This window comes from Maribacter aestuarii, from assembly GCF_027474845.2.
GTDB classification, from domain to species: Bacteria; Bacteroidota; Bacteroidia; order Flavobacteriales; family Flavobacteriaceae; genus Maribacter; species Maribacter aestuarii.
The window spans coordinates 797939-816005 of sequence record NZ_CP107031.2 but is presented as its reverse complement, the minus strand read 5'-3'; the positions used below and the strand labels follow the sequence as shown (position 1 = coordinate 816005).

The following is an 18067-nucleotide window of genomic DNA, read 5'->3' as shown; positions in this document are numbered from 1 at the left end:
TATGACGCTATTCGGAAAAAAAGATAAATATCAAATCATAGTCTTCCAGACTTATGGAACGCAAAGTCATTTTTATACTAGAGGCAGGGCTTTGGAGGATGAGAATATCGATTTGGAGCAAAAAGGAATTTTAAACCTTTTAGTAAATTTTTATAAAAGGTTTGAGACCGATGAGGTGGTCAATACGTCCATCTTGACCAATTTAGGTGATGGCACCTCAATTTCTGGTAAGACAGATGATGAAGGCTATTTCTTAATTGATAAGCAAATGGATGCTCTATCGGGATTGGCAAATGAAGAAGGCTGGGTGAATTTTGAAATAGCGTTCACGGATTTCGACTTAAAACGGGAAATTTTGAACAAAAATAAATTCCCTGGAGAAATGTTGATTCCTAGTCCCGAAGCTTCTTTTGGTGTCATTAGTGATATTGACGACACCATTCTCCATACAGGTGTGGTCTCTTCCCTAAAATGGAAGGTTGCCATCAATACTATTTTTAAGAGGGCGACCAAAAGAATGGCTTTGGAAGGAGCGTCAGATTTCTATCACAGGTTGCACAGGGGAAATACAGGAACGGAAGCAAACCCTATATTTTATGTTAGCCATAGTCCATGGAATCTCTATCGGTATTTGGAACTCTTTTTAAAAACGAACAATTTTCCTAAAGGACCTATTCTGCTCCGAAGTATGTCCAGCTTCAGATCTCGAAATAAAACGGACGGATTACCCGAAAAACAACGTGAAATCTTAAACATTCTAAAAACTTATCCGAAATTATCATTTATACTGATTGGAGATAGTGGTGAGAAAGACGGGGACATTTACCAAGAAATTGCGGGACAATTTCCAAAACAGGTAAAAGCTATCTATTTACGAATCGTGACAGATTCAAAACGAATGCTACGTATTAAGAACTTATTTGCAAATTTTAAGGATATTCCGTTTTTAATAGTAGAGAAAACAGAAGACGCCATTACCCACGCGAAGGAACATGGTTTTATTTCCTAGAACAGCCCGTGAATCTCGGCATCAATTTTATTGATTACGGTGCCCAGGTCCTCTGGGCTATCGACAAAGTCCAATTTATCCACATCTATGACTAAGAGATTTCCTTTTTCGTAACCATGAACCCATGCTTCATAACGCTCGTTCAATCTACTCAAATAATCTATAGAAATAGTGTTTTCATATTCCCGGCCCCTTTTATGAATCTGATTGACCAAATTGGGAATGGAACTTCTAAGATATATCAATAAATCAGGGGGTTTTACCAGCGTTTCCATCAACTCGAACAAACTGGAATAGTTCTTAAAGTCCCTGTTCGTCATCAATCCCATAGCGTGTAAATTGGGTGCGAAAATATGGGCATCCTCGTAAATAGTCCGGTCTTGGATAATGTTTTTACCACTTTCCCTAATTTGTAATATCTGCCGATACCTACTGTTTAGGAAATAAATCTGAAGATTGAAGCTCCATCGCTCCATCTGATTATAAAAATCGTCCAGATAAGGATTGTCCACAACGTCTTCAAAATGAGCTTCCCATTTGTAGTGTTTGGCCAATAATCTTGTCAGCGTGGTTTTCCCTGCTCCAATATTTCCGGCTACGGCAATGTGCATTGTGGTCAGTTTTTACGGTTAGTTCCCTTGAAAAGTTGTGCCGCACAATATACAAAGTATATTAAGTTTTAAGAAAAATAGTGGATGAAATACGGCATTAATTCGTAACCTATTTTGTAAACAGGTTTACCACTATTAAATAAGGTGAGAATAATTTTTAAAAGAAACAATTTTCATACTTTTGTGGTATCAAATAAGAGGAAGGATTTGACTGATTGCAACCTCGTTAAAAATGCTAAAGCAGTTTGTTCCAAATTTGATTTTGGAATCTCTTTCCAAGGGACTTGTAAGCTACTTTTTTATATCCTGTCAAATCTTCTTCATTCTAAAATAGTGTAATGGCATATTTATTTACATCAGAATCTGTTAGTGAAGGACATCCAGATAAAGTTGCAGACCAGATAAGTGATGCTTTGTTAGATCATTTTTTGGCTTTTGACCCAGAAAGCAAAGTGGCATGCGAGACGTTGGTGACAACGGGTCAAGTCGTGCTTGCCGGAGAAGTGAAAAGTGATACTTATTTGGACGTTCAGAATATTGCGAGGGAAGTCATCAACAATATTGGCTACACCAAAGGAGAATATCAGTTCAGTGGTGATTCCTGTGGCGTAATTTCTTTAATTCACGAGCAATCCCAAGATATTAACCAAGGTGTGGATCGCGGTTCCAAGGAAGAGCAGGGTGCCGGGGATCAAGGTATGATGTTCGGATATGCAACCAAGGAAACGGAGAACTACATGCCGTTGGCATTGGATATTTCCCATCGTATTTTAAGGACCTTGGCGGAGATAAGGAGAGAAGGTAAGGAAATTTCCTATCTAAGGCCAGACGCCAAAGCGCAGGTTACCATCGAGTATTCCGACGACAACGTACCACAGCGTATTGATACCATTGTAGTATCTACGCAACACGATGCTTTTAACACGGACGACGATAAAATGTTGGCGAAGATTAAATCGGACATCATTTCCATCCTTATCCCCAAGGTAAAGGCGCAACTTCCCGTAGGGATACAGCAACTTTTTGACAATCAAATTAATTTTCACATCAACCCAACGGGGAAATTCGTAATCGGCGGTCCCCATGGAGATACAGGTCTTACGGGAAGAAAAATAATCGTTGATACCTATGGTGGAAAGGGCGCTCATGGTGGCGGAGCATTCAGCGGAAAGGATCCCAGTAAGGTAGATCGGAGCGCGGCGTACGCGGCTAGACATGCAGCCAAGAATTTAATCGCGGCGGGTGTTGCAGATGAAATTCTAGTTCAAGTGAGCTATGCGATCGGAGTAGTAGAACCAACTTCAATTTTTGTGGATACTTATGGCACCTCTAAAATAGCACTAAGCGATGGGGCAATTGCGGAGAAAGTCGCCCAACTATTTGATATGCGCCCTTTTGCCATTGAAGAACGCTTAAAACTCAGAAATCCAATTTATTTGGAGACGGCGGCTTATGGCCATATGGGGAAAGAACCACAAACGGTAACAAAGGTTTTTGAATCACCTTACAATGGTAGGGTAGAAAAAGAAGTAGAACTTTTTACTTGGGAAAAGTTGGATAGCGTAGACAAAATCAAGGCCGCTTTTGGGATCAATTAATTTTTCACTTAATTCCATTTGGACATTTATCCAGATATCGTTTTACATTCCCGTATGGGGGATATGAGAGAGCAACTTAACCAAGTTGCTCTGTTTGTTTTATAACTGGTAAAATAACAATACTTTCACAGGAAAACCTTGTTGAAGGAGATGCATTTTATGATAGTAATAGCATAGCCTCTTCATTCTGAACAATCTAAAACAGGTTGTACACCACACTAATCACTACGTTTACCACAAAAATCAAAATGTAAGAAAAATACTACATATCTTTGAATGGTTATTAATCGTGACTCCCAAATCACACCATATTTAAAAAGATGAAATACGTAGTACTAGTACAAACTAAAGATGGACAGCGACAAGTACAGGTTGACGCCCCAAAAGTTGACCTGAGCTTGCTTTTATCCTATTGTATGGATTCTTTAAATAGCCTAATGAAAGCCTAATCTACTGCCCTATGAAAACCTACTTAAAACTCCGCTATGTGTTCTTGGCAATGTTAATATGTACGATATTGAACTCGTGCTCAAAGGATACCGACCTAGTCTCGGAGTACCTTATTAGGGACGCTGATAAAAATGAAGTTTCATTCGTATCTGAAAGAACTGTAAATTATAATTTTTCGGTGCCGGAAAATAAAAGATTCGCTAATTTGACACAATCTGCCAAAGGCATTGAAAACCTATAAAATTATCCAAGAATCATTGAGACCTGACACAGGTCATTTTAAAAAGAGTATTAATCGACAAAAATAGTACAATGAGAAATCAATTTAACCCAGAAACAGAAGTGCAAGTTTGCAGAAGTAATTTTTTATCCGGATTGGTTCTTTTGACCAAAAAACTTCTAATGTTCTAAAGTTTACATTCCCGAATCTTTACAAAAGCGACTCACCTACAAGTCGCTTTTTTTATCCGTTGTTGAGAATGGCTTTTAATTTATTTAAGGGAGATTACTTATTAATGGCAACAATTTTTTATTTGGTTTTACATGCTGCCATTTTAAAAAGCTTTTTATTTCATTAGCTTTAACCACCTAAAAGATATTTATGAAAACCGTTCTAACTAGATTTGTTCTATTGTTCACGATAGTCTTGTTCATTTCTTCCTGCAAGAGAACAACCAAAATTTCCAAAGACCAAATATCAGAAACTTATGTGGCCGACAATTATACCAAGAAGGAGGTAGATATAGAAATGAGGGATGGGGCAAAACTGCATACCACTATCTATTCGCCAAAGGATACCTCTAAAAAATATCCCATCCTCATGCAGCGTACCCCCTATAGCTCACGACCTTATGGGGAAGGCAACTTTAAGGAGCAGATAGGACCTAATATTCACTTAATGCTAGAAGGGAATATAATCGTGTACCAAGATGTGCGGGGCAGATGGTTAAGCGAAGGCCATTATGAAAACATGCGAGCTTACATTCCCAATAAAACGTCGGACCAGGATGTGGATGAGAGTTCGGATACCTATGATACAATTGAATGGTTGGTAAACAATGTGGAGAATAACAATGGTAAAGTTGGTGTATGGGGTATTTCCTATCCTGGATATTACGCAACGTATGCCACTATTGATGCGCATCCGGCTTTAAAAGCGGCCTCCCCGCAAGCCTGTATCGGGGATTTCTTTTTTGATGATTTTCATCATAACGGAGCTTATCTTTTGAGCTATTTTAGGGCTACTTCACTTTTCGGAACGCCGCGCCCTAATGGTGACCAACCTATTGACACGGCCTGGTACACATTGCCGGATATACAGACGGAGGATCAATACCAGTTCTTTTTGGACCAGGGGCCCTTAAAAAATCTAAACTCGTTTTTCGAATACGAAACGGCGGATACCCCACGAATGGGAGTGGAGGGTAAAACCGATGATTTCTTTTGGAACGAACTCATAGAGCATCCCAACTATGATGAACTATGGCAAAGCCGTGGTTTGATTCAGCATTTGGACAAATCGAAATCCCATGTGGCTACCATGATCGTTGGAGGGTGGTTTGATGCGGAAGATCTTTACGGTCCGTTAGAAACCTATAAAAAAATAGAGAAGAATCGTGAAGGATATAACACCATAGTTTTCGGACCGTGGGACCATGGGCGCTGGGCGAGAAGAAATGGTAGGAATTTAGTTGGTAACTACTATTTTGGGGATTCCATCTCAGAATTTTTCCAAGAAAATATAGAAACCAAATTCTTCAATCATTTTTTGAAGGGCGATGGCGATGCCGACAGCGGGTTGCCGGAAGCCTATGTATATGATTCGGGTAGAAAGGAGTGGGCAAAATATGATGCATGGCCTCCCAAAGGGATGGCCAAACAAGAATTTTTCCTCTCCGAAAATCAAGAATTGACAAAAGAACCTAATAGTATAACCGGCTTTCAATTTATAAGTGATGTCAAAAAACCGGTACCGTATTCAGAGGATATCAAAACAGTGTTTACACCCCGTAAGTATATGACGGACGACCAGCGTTTTGCCGCTCGCCGTTCCGATGTATTGGTTTTTGAGACAGATGTTTTGGAAGAGGATTTGACGCTGGCCGGGGATATTTTAGCAAAACTAAAAGTGGCCACCACGGGAACCGCTGCGGATTGGATTGTAAAAGTAATTGATGTTCACCCCGCGAACACGGAAACGAATGAAGAAATGCAGGATCATTTAAAAATGAGTAATTATCACCTAATGGTCCGTAGTGAGGTATTACGGGGGCGCTTCCGGAATAGCTTTTCCGACCCAGAACCTTTTGTGCCCAATCAGAAAACAGATGTGACCATAAAACTACAGGATGTGTTTCACACCATTAAAAAGGGACACAAGCTGCAAGTACAAGTACAGAGTACATGGTTCCCGCTCATAGATTTAAATCCACAGACCTATGTGGACAACATCTTTAAAGCGGATGAGGGCGATTTTAAAACACAGACCCATACAGTATTCACCGATTCTAGTCTGGAGTTTTCAGTATTGGATTAAAATTATATATGAGTGGTTTTAAATATGGATATTTTCAAAACCTATATTCACTATTAAGTGTTAATTAAAAATGGAAAAGTCAATAATCCTGGTTGTGATATTAACTATTATTGTCTCATGTAAAAATTCGAAAGAATCAATGGAACAACATGTTGCTGATTTCAAAATAATCGGAATATCAATCGAATCGACAAATGAAGGTGGAAAATCCGTAGAAGATATGGGTAAACTTTGGGGAAAATTTTACTCGGATGGAATCTCCGATAAAATAGCAAATAAAGAATCGGACCTGGTCTATTCAATTTTTACCGATTATGAAAGCGACTATACGGGAAAGTACACTGCTATTATTGGTCATAAGGTGGAATCATTGGAAGAAATCCCGGATGGACTTGTTGGAAGACAATTTAAAGGTGGAAAGTATGTAAAATTTGTGGCCAAAGGGGAAATGCCAAATGCTGTAGTGGATTTGTGGAAAAAAGTTTGGAAGGAGGATAAAGAATTAAAACGCAGGTATACGGCAGATTTTGAAGTTTATGGAGCAAAATCCCAAAATGGAGCAGAATCGGAAGTAGACGTTTTCATCGCCACAGAATGAAATAATATATAACGACTGTGCAATTCTTAGGACACTTCCGGTGTAATGCTATAAAATCATAAGGCCACAATCAGCCTATAGATGAAAATATTTCTCAATAATAATTGATTTCCTAATGAAACCCATTATCAAATTAAGATCGTTTGAGATAGAAGACAAAGTCCGTTTAGCCCAACTAGCGAACAATAAAAAGATTTATGATAATGTACGGGACCACTTTCCTTTTCCCTACAACGAGTCCAATGCTATTTCCTTTATAAATAGAACACTGGAGGAAAATCCAAAACAGACGTTCGGCATAACATACGAAGGTGAATTATGTGGTGGGATTGGTTTAATCCTGCAAACGGACGTGTACAGAAAAACCGCAGAAATCGGCTATTGGATTGGGGAGCCATTTTGGGGCAAGGGAATCACAACTAAAGCTGTAGCCCTCATAACGGAATACGGTTTCAATGAACTTGACCTGATCAGGATATACGCTGGGGTATTCGATTTTAATAAAGGTTCCATGAAAGTGCTCGAAAAAAATGGATTTATAAAAGAAGGGGTCTTTAAGAATGCCGTTATAAAGAATAACGGTATTTGCGATGAGCACCGCTACTATAAACTAAAGGAGGATTAAATAGGAACATTAAGGATATTTGAATTAAAGTTAGTGCAAATACAAAACCCTAATCTTCATCAGAAGAATCCAAAACCTTTAAATCCGCTAGGATTTTGTGAAATTTTTCCAAATCATTAGGTTTTTAAAACTTTCCTCCCTTAATTTGTGCTTTACAAAGTTCAAACATTTATTGAATAGTTATCAAGAAAGGTGGAGGGATTAGACCCTTTGAAGCCTTAGCAACCCTTTGTTCCTTACAAAGAAGGTGCTAAATTCTACCCTGGATTGGGGAAGGATAACCGTCATCGAAATTCTTTCGGTCTCACTTTCTTATAACTTTTTGATTTCACCTAACCGCGACGTCGGCTGGCTAGGGTTTGGCTTTTAATTTTTTTTGTGCCCCGAGCGGAGTCGAGGGGCCTAACTTTAAAAAAACAAGAAATCATGAGTGATCAAAAATTAGCAACAAACGCTTTACATGCAGGCCATGACACCGCCCTAACTGGAGGTACAAGGTCAGTACCTATTTATCAAACCACATCGTATGTATTTAAGGATACCGACCATGCCGCCAATCTGTTTTCTTTGGCAGAACTTGGATTTATCTATACACGCTTAAACAACCCCACCAATCAAATATTACAGGACAGATTGGCGGCAGTTGAGGGTGGTGTTGGAGCAGTAGTATTCGCTTCGGGAACTGCGGCTATTTCAACGGGATTATTAACGCTCTTAAGGGCTGGGGACCATATTGTGGCCTCCAGCAGTCTTTATGGGGGTACCTTTAATTTGTTGAATGTCACTTTGCCCAGATTGGGCATAACCACCACGTTTGTAGACGCATCCGACCCATCCAATTTCAAGGATGCTGTTAAGGAAAATACTAGGGCCTTTTTCGTAGAATCATTGGGAAATCCTAAACTGGACGTACTAGATTTGAAGGCTATTTCCAAGGAAGCCAAAGCGGCCAAAGTACCTTTCATTGTGGACAATACCGTGGCTACGCCTGTTTTATTAAATCCTATTGAACATGGCGCGAACTTGGTTATTCATTCACTGACCAAATATATTGGTGGACAAGGCAATTCATTAGGAGGTGCAATCATCGATGCCGGTACGTTTGACTGGACCAATGGTAAGTTCCCGGAATTTACGGAACCATCAGCAGGATACCACGGTTTGGTATACAGTGAAGCATTGGGTGCCGCTGCATTTACTTTTAAATTGATATTGGAAGGATTGCGCGATTTTGGGGGTGCTTTGAGTCCATTTAATGCCTTCCAAATCATTCAAGGATTGGAAACATTACCTGTTAGGATCAAGCAGCATAGCGCAAACGCTTTGGAGTTGGCAGAATGGTTGCAAGGTAGGTATGAAGTGGCGTGGGTAAACTATCCAGGTTTAAAAGGGAATAAATACTATGATTTGGCAAAGGAGTATTTGCCGAAAGGGCAAAGTGGTCTGGTGACTTTTGGCATAAAAGGTGGTTTCGATGCTGCCAAAAAAGTAACGGATGCGACCAAGATATTCTCTTTGTTGGCGAATATTGGGGATACGAAATCCCTGATTATTCACCCAGCTAGCACCACGCACCAACAATTGAACGATGAACAGCAAGCTGGTGCGGGAGTATCAAAAGATTTAATCCGGCTTTCAGTGGGGCTGGAGGATATAGCCGATTTAAAGGCAGATTTGGAACAAGCGTTCGCCGCTGTGGATAAATCTGTTTTTGCATAGCTCAAATGAGAATTCATTCCCCCTCTACAAATATAGGAGGAATGAATTCGTCATGGATTGAGAAAGGATAGTTTAGCACAAATCCAAAGCCCACCATAACCGAATATCTCCATTTAATTGAAGAGAGATACAATTTTATAGTCTAAACCTAAAATGCTACAGCATCTTAAAATTGAGCAGTATACCACTCTGGGTGGTGTTTCCCAAGATATAAAACTCTCCTACCAACTTTTTGGTCGGGAGCTTCATTCTGCACCTATCGTTTTGGTCAATCATGCCCTAACTGGTAATTCCAACGTCACTGGAAAGGAGGGCTGGTGGTCTGCACTGATCGGGAATGGAAAATGTATCGACACTCAAAAGTATACGGTACTTTCCTTTAATATTCCAGGTAATGGCTACGATAAGTTTGTCATAGATAATTACAAGGATTTTGTGGCAGGAGATGTGGCACGGATTTTCCTTTTGGGCTTGGGTCAGTTAGGGATAAATCGTCTATTCGCTATAATCGGTGGTTCGTTGGGAGGTGGTATAGCCTGGGAAATGGCTGCATTAAATTCCAAACTAACGCAACATTTGATTCCTGTAGCATCGGACTGGAAATCTACGGACTGGTTGATTGCCAACTGTCAAATTCAAGAGCAGTTTTTAGTAAATTCTAAAAAGCCGGTACACGATGCTCGTATGCATGCCATGTTGTGTTACAGAACCCCCGAATCCTTTAAGGAACGCTTTAAGCGAACCACCAATGAGGAGCTTCAGGTTTTTAATGTGGAAAGTTGGTTGATGCACCACGGCGAAAAATTGCAGGAACGGTTTCAGTTATCGGCCTATAAATTAATGAACCAATTGCTGAAAACCATTGACGTAACCAGAAATGGAGACCAGAATTTCATCAATCTACAAAATAGTGATACCAATATTCACATTATAGGTGTGGATTCGGATCTGTTCTTTACTGCCAAAGAAAACAAGGACACCTTTAAGCAGTTGGCGCAGGCCAATAGTAACGTAACGTACGGCGAGGTACAATCGTTACACGGACATGACGCATTTTTAATGGAGTTTGAGCAAATGGAAAAATTGCTCGACGGTATTTTTAATACCAATGGAAAACGCGGAAAAGTTAAGATCTTAAAGTTTGGCGGTAAATCTTTAAGTAACGGGGAAGGGTTGGAGCACGTCCTCGACGTTATTGTTTCCAAGGTCAAAAATAAGGAGCACATTGCGGTCGTTGTTTCGGCGCGAGAAAAGGCTACGGATCAGTTAGAGACTATCTTAGAAAAAGCTGCTAAAGGACATAACTACAGAAAGGAATTTGAGGCCTTTGAAAAATACCAGCAACATACCTACTCGAATGTAAACCTATCCAAAGAATTTGCTGCACTCGCGAGATTGTTCGAGGGCGTATCCTTACTAGGCGATTACAGCCCTAAGATAAAAGATGAGGTGTTGGCTTATGGAGAGTTGATATCGGGTAAGTTGGTCACTAAACTGCTTATTGGCAAGGGAATTAAAGCCAAAATGTTGGATTCTAGGGATTTGATTACTACGGATGATTCTTATGGAGATGCAAAAGTAATTGAAGCCTTATCCAAGGAAAGAGTCTTGATTGAATTTTCCAAAGTGCCAAGTGAAAGCGTAGCTGTAATCACTGGATATATAGGCGCTACGGAGGATGGGTCTACGACCACGCTGGGAAGGAACGGGAGTAACTATTCCGCCGCTTTATTCGCTAATTTTTTGGATGCGGAAGAACTACAGAATTATACCCACGTGGATGGCATATTTACCGCAAATCCAGATTATGTGCCAGAGGCAAGACGAATTTCCAATTTGTCCTATGCGGAAGCCAACGAACTGGCCAATTTTGGGGCTACCATTCTACATGCCAAAACGATAATTCCTTTAATCGAAAAGAATATTCCGTTACGTATTTTGAATACGTATAATAATGACAATGAAGGCACCCTGATCAGCGCTAAATCGAGTAAAGAAGGTATTAAGTCATTATCGGTAATTGAGGATGTTGCCCTGATCAACTTAGAGGGTAGGGGCCTTTTAGGAAAAGTAGGTATTGATGCCCGTATTTTCAGAACGTTGGAAGCCAACAACATCAGTGTTAGTATCATCTCTCAGGGTTCTTCGGAACGTGGAATCGGGCTTGTCGTAAAACGGGATAAGGCCAAAAAAGCAAAACTGGCGTTGGATAAAGAATTTACGAGCGATTTTCAGGCTAAGGATATCAATACGATAACCGTGGTGGCGGACGTCTCTGTAATCTCCATTGTAGGGCAGGATTTAAGCACGTTCCATAATCCGTACAATGCCCTCATAAAAAATAGGATTATACCACTCCTTTTCAACAATACGGTATCGGGTAAAAACGTGAGTTTGGTGGTAAGGAAATCCGATTTGACCAAGGCTTTGAACGTGATGCACGGACAAATATTTGGGGTCAGCAAAAAAGTGAATCTGGCCATTTTTGGGCATGGTAATGTAGGAGGAACCTTGATAGACCAGATTTTGAAATCGAACGAAACCATTGAAAAAAGAAAAGGCTTGGATTTAAGGGTTTTCGCTATCGCGAATTCTCGTAAAACATTTTTGAATGCCAAAGGAATTTCCAAGAACTGGAAAAAAGACATTAAGGTAAAGGGGAAGAAATATCAAATTCAGGATATTATTGATTTTGCCTCAGAAAACCATTTAGAAAATTTGATTGTGGTAGATAATACGGCCAGTCAAGATTTTGTGGCCCATTATTTTGATTTTGTAGAGAATGGTTTTGATGTGGTTTCTTCCAATAAAATAGCCAACACCCTAGGTTTTGATTATTACCAATTGCTACGGGAGGAATTGGTTAAAAGTCAAAAACAGTATCTCTATGAGACCAATGTAGGCGCCGGACTTCCGTTGATAGATACCATAAAACTCCTGCACTTATCCGGGGAGAACATCACCCGTATCAAGGGCGTTTTCTCGGGTTCCTTGAGTTATATTTTCAATACGTTTTCCGAAGTGGACACTTCGTTTTCCTCCATTGTTAAGGATGCCATGCGGCAAGGTTTTACAGAACCTGACCCCAGGGAAGATTTATCGGGGAATGATGTAGGTAGAAAATTGCTGATTTTGGCCAGGGAGTTGGATTTGAGTAACGAGTTCTCGGACATCAACATCCAGAATTTAATTCCTTCGGCTTTACAAAAGGGAGAAACAAAATTCTTTATGGATAACATAGAAGTGCTGAACGACAAGTTCAACGAAATAAAGAAGAACCAAAAACCCGGTCATGTGCTCAGATATGTTGGCGAATTGCATGGTAATCTGCAAAAGGAGAAAGGTATACTGGACGTAAAATTAGTATCGGTTCCCAAGGAAAGTGCTTTGGGGCAAGTAAAGGGTTCAGATTCAATCATAGAAATCTATACCGAATCCTACGGTAAACATCCACTGGTCATCCAAGGGGCCGGTGCCGGTGCCGCGGTAACGGCTAGGGGTGTTTTTGGAGATATACTGCGGATTGCAGAGAAAGGGTGAAATCCATTGGGTCACCGAAAAATATTAAGATGAGTACAAAGAAATTCGAAACCAACGCCATACGCACACAGGTAAATAGAACGGAGCATCTAGAGCACTCTGTACCCCTGTATTTGACCTCAAGTTTTGTATTTGAAGATGCCGAGGATATGCGCGCTTCTTTTGCCGAAGAAAAGGATAGAAATATCTATTCCAGGTACTCCAATCCAAATTCATCTGAATTTATAGAGAAAGTTTGCCAGATGGAGGGTGCCGAAGCGGGTTTTGCCTTTGCCAGTGGAATGGCCGCTGTCTTTTCTACCTTGGCGGCGCTTTTAGAAAGTGGAGATCATATACTTTCTGCAAGAAGTATTTTTGGGTCTACGCATTCGCTGTTCAATAATTTTTTTCCGAAATGGAATATTTCACATAGCTATTTTAAGATTGATGATTTGGATGCAATTGAGCAATTGATAACTCCAAAAACAAAATTGATTTATGCGGAATCGCCCACGAACCCCGGGGTTGATATTCTGGATTTGGAAGCACTCGGGAAAATTGCGAAAAAGCACGACCTGATTTTAGTAATTGATAATTGTTTTGCATCCCCCTATTTACAGCAACCTATAAAATTCGGTGCCGATTTGGTCATCCATTCGGGAACTAAATTAATGGATGGTCAAGGGAGGGTGCTGGCAGGAATTACAGTGGGTAGCACCGAACTTATAGACAAAGTATATCGTTTTTCCAGAATAACAGGACCAGCGTTATCTCCCTTTAATGCTTGGGTGCTGTCCAAAAGTTTGGAGACCTTGGCATTAAGGGTAGACAGGCACTGTGAGAATGCTTTGAAATTGGCGCAATTTTTAGAAAGTCACGAAAAGGTGAACTGGGTAAAATACCCATTCTTAAAATCGCATCCTAAGTATGAAATTGCGAAAAAGCAAATGAAGGCAGGCGGTTGTGTAGTGGCATTTGAAATTAAAGGCGGACTAGAAGCGGGTCAAAAATTCTTTGATGCTATAAAGCTGTTATCGTTATCTGCAAACCTTGGGGATTCAAGAAGTATCGTTACCCACCCCGCGTCTACAACGCACAGTAAATTATCGGTTGAAGAAAGGGCCGAAACCGGCATCACCGACGGTATGGTCAGGGTTTCCGTTGGCCTGGAACACATTGATGATATCATCGCGGATATTAATCAGGCGTTGGATTAATTTCAATAAGCAAGGTTTTATATGCTTTACAATGGCAAACCGGACTATATATTGTTTTTACCGAAAATTATGGAAAAGATTCGATGCTTCTCCATACATTTTGAGGGTGTCGTTACCTCATATTAGAAGCGTTATGAGTAGCCTTGGGTAGAATTTAGCGTACCCCATTCCAAATATCCAAATACATTTTCCATTGGCCTTCTTCTTTCCGCCAAATAACCACATATTTGCCTTTCCAAGAACTTTCGGAGCCGTCGGCTTTTTTGGTAGTGCCTTCGTAATACCCATAATCATAGGCTTCGACTCCAATTACTTTGATTTCTTCGGGTATTAATTTGTGATGGCTGATGCTAACACTTTCCGGTAAGGTCCAATACTTGAGAATGGCTTCCTTACCTGTAAGTATTTCCATATTGTTGGGAAATATCTTGGCATCGGCGGTATAGGAGTCGAGGATCATCTCATAATCGGAATCAACGATATGTTCCGAAAAGTTCTTGGCGTTTTTCAGAATCTGGTCAATATCTTTTTTAGGGCCCATATATTCCTGTGCAAAGCATAGGCTAGAGCTAAAAAGTAGTAAGAAGAAGGTGGTGGTGAATTTCATGGTAGCAGTTGAATTTTAGGAACTTACCTATCTGCTAAGCTAGTAAAATTTAAAGTTATATCCTGTTCTGTATGAGAATCTTGTAAGTAAAAAAGAGCTTCTCGATACATTTTTCCTTCTTCGTATTTCTAAAAAACTCGAATTAACATCCATTTTAGAAATCAAAAGAAAAATACGGGACGGGAGGTTATAGTTCATTCTTATACACCTTCCCATCTTTCATAATCAGTTTAAGGTTTTTCTCAGGATGGGCAACGACCTCAATGTCTTCTAATGGATTGCCTTCGTAAATCAATAAATCGGCGTAGGCACCGACTTGGATGACGCCCAATTTTCCTTCGCTATATGGATTAATTCTTCCTGATAACGATAGTAATCTGGCATTTTCAGAAGTAGCTTGTTTTAAGATTTCCAGTGGCGCGTACCATTTAGTTCGCGAAGTAAACTCGGTCAGTGCATAGGACTCGTAACCCAAATCCCCATAGGCATCTGAACCAAATCCAACGTTGATACCATATTTTTTTGCGAGTTTAAAAACCGTGTCGGTTCCTTCTAATACAGGCTTTATTTTTTTATACAGGGCCTCGGGAATGGTGTCCTTTCCTGGAACCCAAAAACTTGCGGGGGTATCGTTCCAAAAAGCCTGTGGCACTAGCCAGGCATCTTTCTCCTTAATCAATTTTATGGTTTCCTCATTTAGAAGATGGCCGTGGTCCAAACATTTTACCCCGGCGTTCAAAGCCCTTATTGCACCTTTAGACTCGTATATATGAACTGCAACATACGTATCCCAATCGGCCGCGGCCTGGACCGCTGCTTCAAGCTCTTCCGAAGTAAACTGTACCGAGTGAATGGGGTCAAAATCAGAAGAAATGCCTCCGCCTGCCATCACCTTTAACTGAGTGGCACCCTTTCTCAGGTTTTCACGGGCCGCTTTCAGAACCTCAGGTACCCCATCAACAACATAAGACCAACCTAAGAGGTCCGCTGCCTGCATTTGGCCTCCTGATAATATCACGTTTGGTTCATTGGCACTACGAAAATCCCCGTGACCGGAAGTTTGGCTAATGTAAGCTCCTGAAGGATAAATACGAGGTCCCGGTATTAAACCTTCATCTACTGCTCTTTTTATACCGAATACCGGACCTCCCAAATCACGGACCGTGGTAAAACCTAGCATCAAAAAGTTTTCTGCAGCTTTGGCAGTTCTTACGGAAGTGTACATCCAATGGGCCTCGTTTCTGGCCTCTTTTTCACTCATGTTGGCGGACAAATGCACGTGAGCGTCCGATAGTCCCGGAATAAGGGTAAAACCATTGCCATTAATTACAACTGCTCCTTCCGGTACCGTGATATTTTTACCAACGTTCAAAATCAAATTATCAGCAATAAGTACCTGCAAATTGTTTTGTATTCGGTCGCTTGTCCCGTCCCAAATATTTACATTATCAATGAACGTATGTTTTTGAGCATTTAGGGCGGCAAAGCAAAACAAAAAAAGTATAATGGAAGCGGTTCTCATGGTGTTGGTTTATTTCTTCTTAGTAAGAAAACCTAAGATACAACCTTTATGTAAAGTGCCTAAACCGAATACTAATAACTCAATTTTTGTTTTTTCATGGCCCTTCTGTAGTTCATAGCAACGGCATCGAATTTTAAATGTAACTCTTCGGTAAAATCGAAAGGTACTTGCTCGGGGCGTTGCGATTCTACAATACGCTTGTCCTGGTCAAAAATCACCTGTTCAAATTCCTCTAAAATAGTGTCTGGCCCGTCATGGTCATAATTGCGACCTATGATACAAAAGCCTCTGCACTTGTTATGCGAAATAGGCTGTGAAGTAAAGAAATAAACCATGCCTTTATCACCACCCCATCCTAGCCTTAAAACGATTGTATAAGGCAAGTGCAGCTCATATACGCTTCTGCGTTCTGGCTGTACGATGTCATTATTGGCAAAAATTGGAAAGTCATCACTGTTGGTGGCTTCGGGACGAACTACGGAATAGTGTAAGACAGCATCTTTGACCGTGACCTTGCATTCGGGTACCTTTGGTCGCTCAGGGTCTCCTAAAAGTCCGGGATGCACCCATGGAAAATGACCGAAATCGGTAAAATTCTCGACTTGTCTTGAACTATCACTCTTCCAGGTAAAGGGTCCGGTATTTACCAATTTCCAGTCGGAAGCTTCGTATTCCGGAATATTGGGAAGGTCATAAACCGGTGCCTTAAAAGCGACCCATACCAATCCGAATTTTTCTTGACAATGGTACGCGGGAGTTTTTGCTTTAGCCGGAATTTCTGCTTCGGGTGCTTGCGGAATCTTTACACAATACCCTTTTTTGTCAAACTGCCAAGCGTGATAGGGGCAGACAAGGCAATCGTCTTTTATCCATCCCAAAGACAGGGCTGTACCACGATGTATGCAAACATCGCGCATGGCGTGTACTTTGCCATCTGAAGTTCGCCAAACAACCAAAGGTTCATCCAATAGAAAAGTACCGTAAGGTTCTTCCGCTTTTATTTCTTCACTATATCCAACAGGATGCCAGCAAGCAAATAGTTTTTCAGGAAAAATACCATGTTTGAAATCCATCGATCTAATTTGTGGTTTTAATAGTTCTAGTAAATATATGAGATTGTTATTAAAGTCGATTGAAACAGCGAAGCGATTCAATTCACTTTACCTAATTTCCCTATCTTAGCCTCATGCTGTCAAAAAAGACGAAATACGGACTTAAGGCACTTGCCTATCTGGGTTCCCAGAAAAACAAGCAACCTGTTCAAATTGCTGAAATTGCTGCGCATGAGAACATTTCGCAGAAATTTTTGGAGAGTATTTTATTGTCCCTTCGGAAAACTGGCTTTCTTGGGTCTAAGAAGGGAAAGGGTGGGGGATACTACCTTATCAAAAATCCAGATCAAGTTTTAATGACTGATGTCATGCGTGTATTGGAAGGCCCCATATCCATGGTGCCTTGTGTGAGTCTCAACTTTTATGAAAAATGTAGTGACTGTCCGGATGAGGAATCCTGCTCCGTACACAAGCTAATGTTAATGGTCCGGGATGCCAATTTAGCCGTATACCGTACTAATACGCTGGCCGATATCATCAAATAGCCTATTTCATTATTTTGAGAAATTATGTTTTGCGTTTATCAAATCTATAATTGTTTGTGCCATTTGTTATTAATCTACTAAATCTATAGGGTAATTATAATTTTTTAAAAGTCCGATGGTTGTATTGTGGGGATAATTTCTATTTTTGTTATCCTATTAAGTTAGTAGGGTATTAATATTTGAGCGAAAGTATGATTGTAGATCAGTTAATTCTAGACAGAAAGAATACTAAAAGTAAATACGCTTCGGACAAGACTTCCGAGCGGCCCATTAGAAGCGTGGCAAAAGCCATAAGTTGGAGGGTAATAGGTACGCTGGATACACTTTTGATTTCGTATCTGTTTACGGGAAAAGTGGCTTTAGCAGCTTCCATAGCCTCAATCGACTTTGTGACAAAGATGTTCCTGTACTTTTTTCACGAACGTTTATGGAATAAAATTAATTGGGGTAAATAAATAG

General features: G+C 40.4%; 16 protein-coding genes and 1 riboswitch. Of the genes, 12 read left to right on the top strand and 4 right to left on the bottom strand.

Translation table 11 applies throughout. The features are described from left to right. The first annotated feature begins 1 nt into the window (after position 1). On the top strand, positions 2-1009 hold the full coding sequence (locus N8A89_RS03610; protein WP_289644946.1) for an App1 family protein phosphatidate phosphatase: 1008 nt from the start codon (positions 2-4) through the stop codon (positions 1007-1009). Here N8A89_RS03610 and N8A89_RS03605 read toward each other — a convergent pair. After that, complete coding sequence (locus tag N8A89_RS03605; protein ID WP_281541024.1) at positions 1006-1620, bottom strand: deoxynucleoside kinase; 615 nt, start codon at positions 1618-1620, stop codon at positions 1006-1008. The two genes, N8A89_RS03610 and N8A89_RS03605, sit on opposite strands and share 4 nt — an antisense overlap. Positions 1621-1958: 338 nt before the next feature. Between N8A89_RS03605 and metK the strand changes: the two genes are divergently transcribed. From metK to N8A89_RS03560, 9 genes are all read left to right on the top strand, one after another. Next, positions 1959-3218 carry a methionine adenosyltransferase gene (metK, locus tag N8A89_RS03600; RefSeq protein ID WP_281541023.1) on the top strand — a complete coding sequence of 420 codons (1260 nt, stop codon included), beginning with the start codon at positions 1959-1961 and terminating at the stop codon, positions 3216-3218. A 320-nt stretch (positions 3219-3538) separates the two neighbouring features. Further along, entirely contained in the window at positions 3539-3667 is a 129-nt protein-coding gene (locus N8A89_RS03595; RefSeq protein WP_281541022.1) for a hypothetical protein, read from the top strand. An 11-nt stretch (positions 3668-3678) separates the two neighbouring features. Beyond that, positions 3679-3909: a hypothetical protein gene (locus N8A89_RS03590; RefSeq protein WP_281541021.1), complete on the top strand. Its 231-nt coding sequence runs from the start codon at positions 3679-3681 to the stop codon at positions 3907-3909. Between the two features lie 360 nt (positions 3910-4269). Then, positions 4270-6204 carry a CocE/NonD family hydrolase gene (locus N8A89_RS03585; RefSeq protein ID WP_281541020.1) on the top strand — a complete coding sequence of 645 codons (1935 nt, stop codon included), beginning with the start codon at positions 4270-4272 and terminating at the stop codon, positions 6202-6204. Positions 6205-6343: 139 nt separating this feature from the next. Beyond that, the gene (locus N8A89_RS03580; RefSeq protein WP_281541019.1) at positions 6344-6802 is read left to right on the top strand and encodes a GyrI-like domain-containing protein; all 459 of its coding nucleotides are present in this window, start codon (positions 6344-6346) and stop codon (positions 6800-6802) included. Between the two features lie 115 nt (positions 6803-6917). After that, positions 6918-7427 carry a GNAT family N-acetyltransferase gene (locus N8A89_RS03575; RefSeq protein WP_281541018.1) on the top strand — a complete coding sequence of 170 codons (510 nt, stop codon included), beginning with the start codon at positions 6918-6920 and terminating at the stop codon, positions 7425-7427. 177 nt (positions 7428-7604) lie between these two features. Then, positions 7605-7711: riboswitch (SAM riboswitch) on the top strand. A 142-nt stretch (positions 7712-7853) separates the two neighbouring features. Next, on the top strand, positions 7854-9146 hold the full coding sequence (locus tag N8A89_RS03570; protein ID WP_281541017.1) for an O-acetylhomoserine aminocarboxypropyltransferase/cysteine synthase family protein: 1293 nt from the start codon (positions 7854-7856) through the stop codon (positions 9144-9146). 153 nt (positions 9147-9299) lie between these two features. Further along, on the top strand, positions 9300-12686 hold the full coding sequence (gene thrA / locus N8A89_RS03565; RefSeq protein WP_289644945.1) for a bifunctional aspartate kinase/homoserine dehydrogenase I: 3387 nt from the start codon (positions 9300-9302) through the stop codon (positions 12684-12686). A 29-nt stretch (positions 12687-12715) separates the two neighbouring features. Continuing rightward, positions 12716-13882: a trans-sulfuration enzyme family protein gene (locus N8A89_RS03560; RefSeq protein ID WP_281541016.1), complete on the top strand. Its 1167-nt coding sequence runs from the start codon at positions 12716-12718 to the stop codon at positions 13880-13882. 154 nt (positions 13883-14036) lie between these two features. On the opposite strand, the gene N8A89_RS03555 is transcribed toward N8A89_RS03560, so the two are convergent. The 3 genes from N8A89_RS03555 to N8A89_RS03545 all read right to left on the bottom strand — a co-directional run bounded on the left by N8A89_RS03555 (position 14037) and on the right by N8A89_RS03545 (position 17084). Continuing rightward, positions 14037-14489 carry a YybH family protein gene (locus N8A89_RS03555; protein WP_281541015.1) on the bottom strand — a complete coding sequence of 151 codons (453 nt, stop codon included), beginning with the start codon at positions 14487-14489 and terminating at the stop codon, positions 14037-14039. Positions 14490-14676: 187 nt separating this feature from the next. Further along, entirely contained in the window at positions 14677-16011 is a 1335-nt protein-coding gene (locus N8A89_RS03550) for a metal-dependent hydrolase family protein (RefSeq protein WP_281541014.1), read from the bottom strand. A 71-nt stretch (positions 16012-16082) separates the two neighbouring features. Next, positions 16083-17084: an aromatic ring-hydroxylating dioxygenase subunit alpha gene (locus N8A89_RS03545; RefSeq protein ID WP_281541013.1), complete on the bottom strand. Its 1002-nt coding sequence runs from the start codon at positions 17082-17084 to the stop codon at positions 16083-16085. Between the two features lie 113 nt (positions 17085-17197). Here N8A89_RS03545 and N8A89_RS03540 point away from each other — a divergent pair, with 113 nt between their 5' ends. Together N8A89_RS03540 and N8A89_RS03535 are read left to right on the top strand one after the other, a co-directional pair. Then, entirely contained in the window at positions 17198-17608 is a 411-nt protein-coding gene (locus N8A89_RS03540; protein ID WP_281541012.1) for an RrF2 family transcriptional regulator, read from the top strand. 191 nt (positions 17609-17799) lie between these two features. Further along, entirely contained in the window at positions 17800-18063 is a 264-nt protein-coding gene (locus N8A89_RS03535) for a DUF2061 domain-containing protein (RefSeq protein WP_281543331.1), read from the top strand. Positions 18064-18067 lie beyond the last annotated feature (4 nt).

Bases quoted from the DNA above. Each gene is read 5' to 3' on its own strand.
- N8A89_RS03610 (WP_289644946.1), top strand. From the start codon at position 2: ATGACGCTATTCGGAAAAAAAGATAAATATCAAATCATAGTCTTCCAG.
- N8A89_RS03605 (WP_281541024.1), bottom strand. From the start codon at position 1,620: ATGCACATTGCCGTAGCCGGAAATATTGGAGCAGGGAAAACCACGCTG.
- metK (WP_281541023.1), top strand. From the start codon at position 1,959: ATGGCATATTTATTTACATCAGAATCTGTTAGTGAAGGACATCCAGAT.
- N8A89_RS03595 (WP_281541022.1), top strand. From the start codon at position 3,539: ATGAAATACGTAGTACTAGTACAAACTAAAGATGGACAGCGACAAGTA.
- N8A89_RS03590 (WP_281541021.1), top strand. From the start codon at position 3,679: ATGAAAACCTACTTAAAACTCCGCTATGTGTTCTTGGCAATGTTAATA.
- N8A89_RS03585 (WP_281541020.1), top strand. From the start codon at position 4,270: ATGAAAACCGTTCTAACTAGATTTGTTCTATTGTTCACGATAGTCTTG.
- N8A89_RS03580 (WP_281541019.1), top strand. From the start codon at position 6,344: ATGGAACAACATGTTGCTGATTTCAAAATAATCGGAATATCAATCGAA.
- N8A89_RS03575 (WP_281541018.1), top strand. From the start codon at position 6,918: ATGAAACCCATTATCAAATTAAGATCGTTTGAGATAGAAGACAAAGTC.
- N8A89_RS03570 (WP_281541017.1), top strand. From the start codon at position 7,854: ATGAGTGATCAAAAATTAGCAACAAACGCTTTACATGCAGGCCATGAC.
- thrA (WP_289644945.1), top strand. From the start codon at position 9,300: ATGCTACAGCATCTTAAAATTGAGCAGTATACCACTCTGGGTGGTGTT.
- N8A89_RS03560 (WP_281541016.1), top strand. From the start codon at position 12,716: ATGAGTACAAAGAAATTCGAAACCAACGCCATACGCACACAGGTAAAT.
- N8A89_RS03555 (WP_281541015.1), bottom strand. From the start codon at position 14,489: ATGAAATTCACCACCACCTTCTTCTTACTACTTTTTAGCTCTAGCCTA.
- N8A89_RS03550 (WP_281541014.1), bottom strand. From the start codon at position 16,011: ATGAGAACCGCTTCCATTATACTTTTTTTGTTTTGCTTTGCCGCCCTA.
- N8A89_RS03545 (WP_281541013.1), bottom strand. From the start codon at position 17,084: ATGGATTTCAAACATGGTATTTTTCCTGAAAAACTATTTGCTTGCTGG.
- N8A89_RS03540 (WP_281541012.1), top strand. From the start codon at position 17,198: ATGCTGTCAAAAAAGACGAAATACGGACTTAAGGCACTTGCCTATCTG.
- N8A89_RS03535 (WP_281543331.1), top strand. From the start codon at position 17,800: ATGATTGTAGATCAGTTAATTCTAGACAGAAAGAATACTAAAAGTAAA.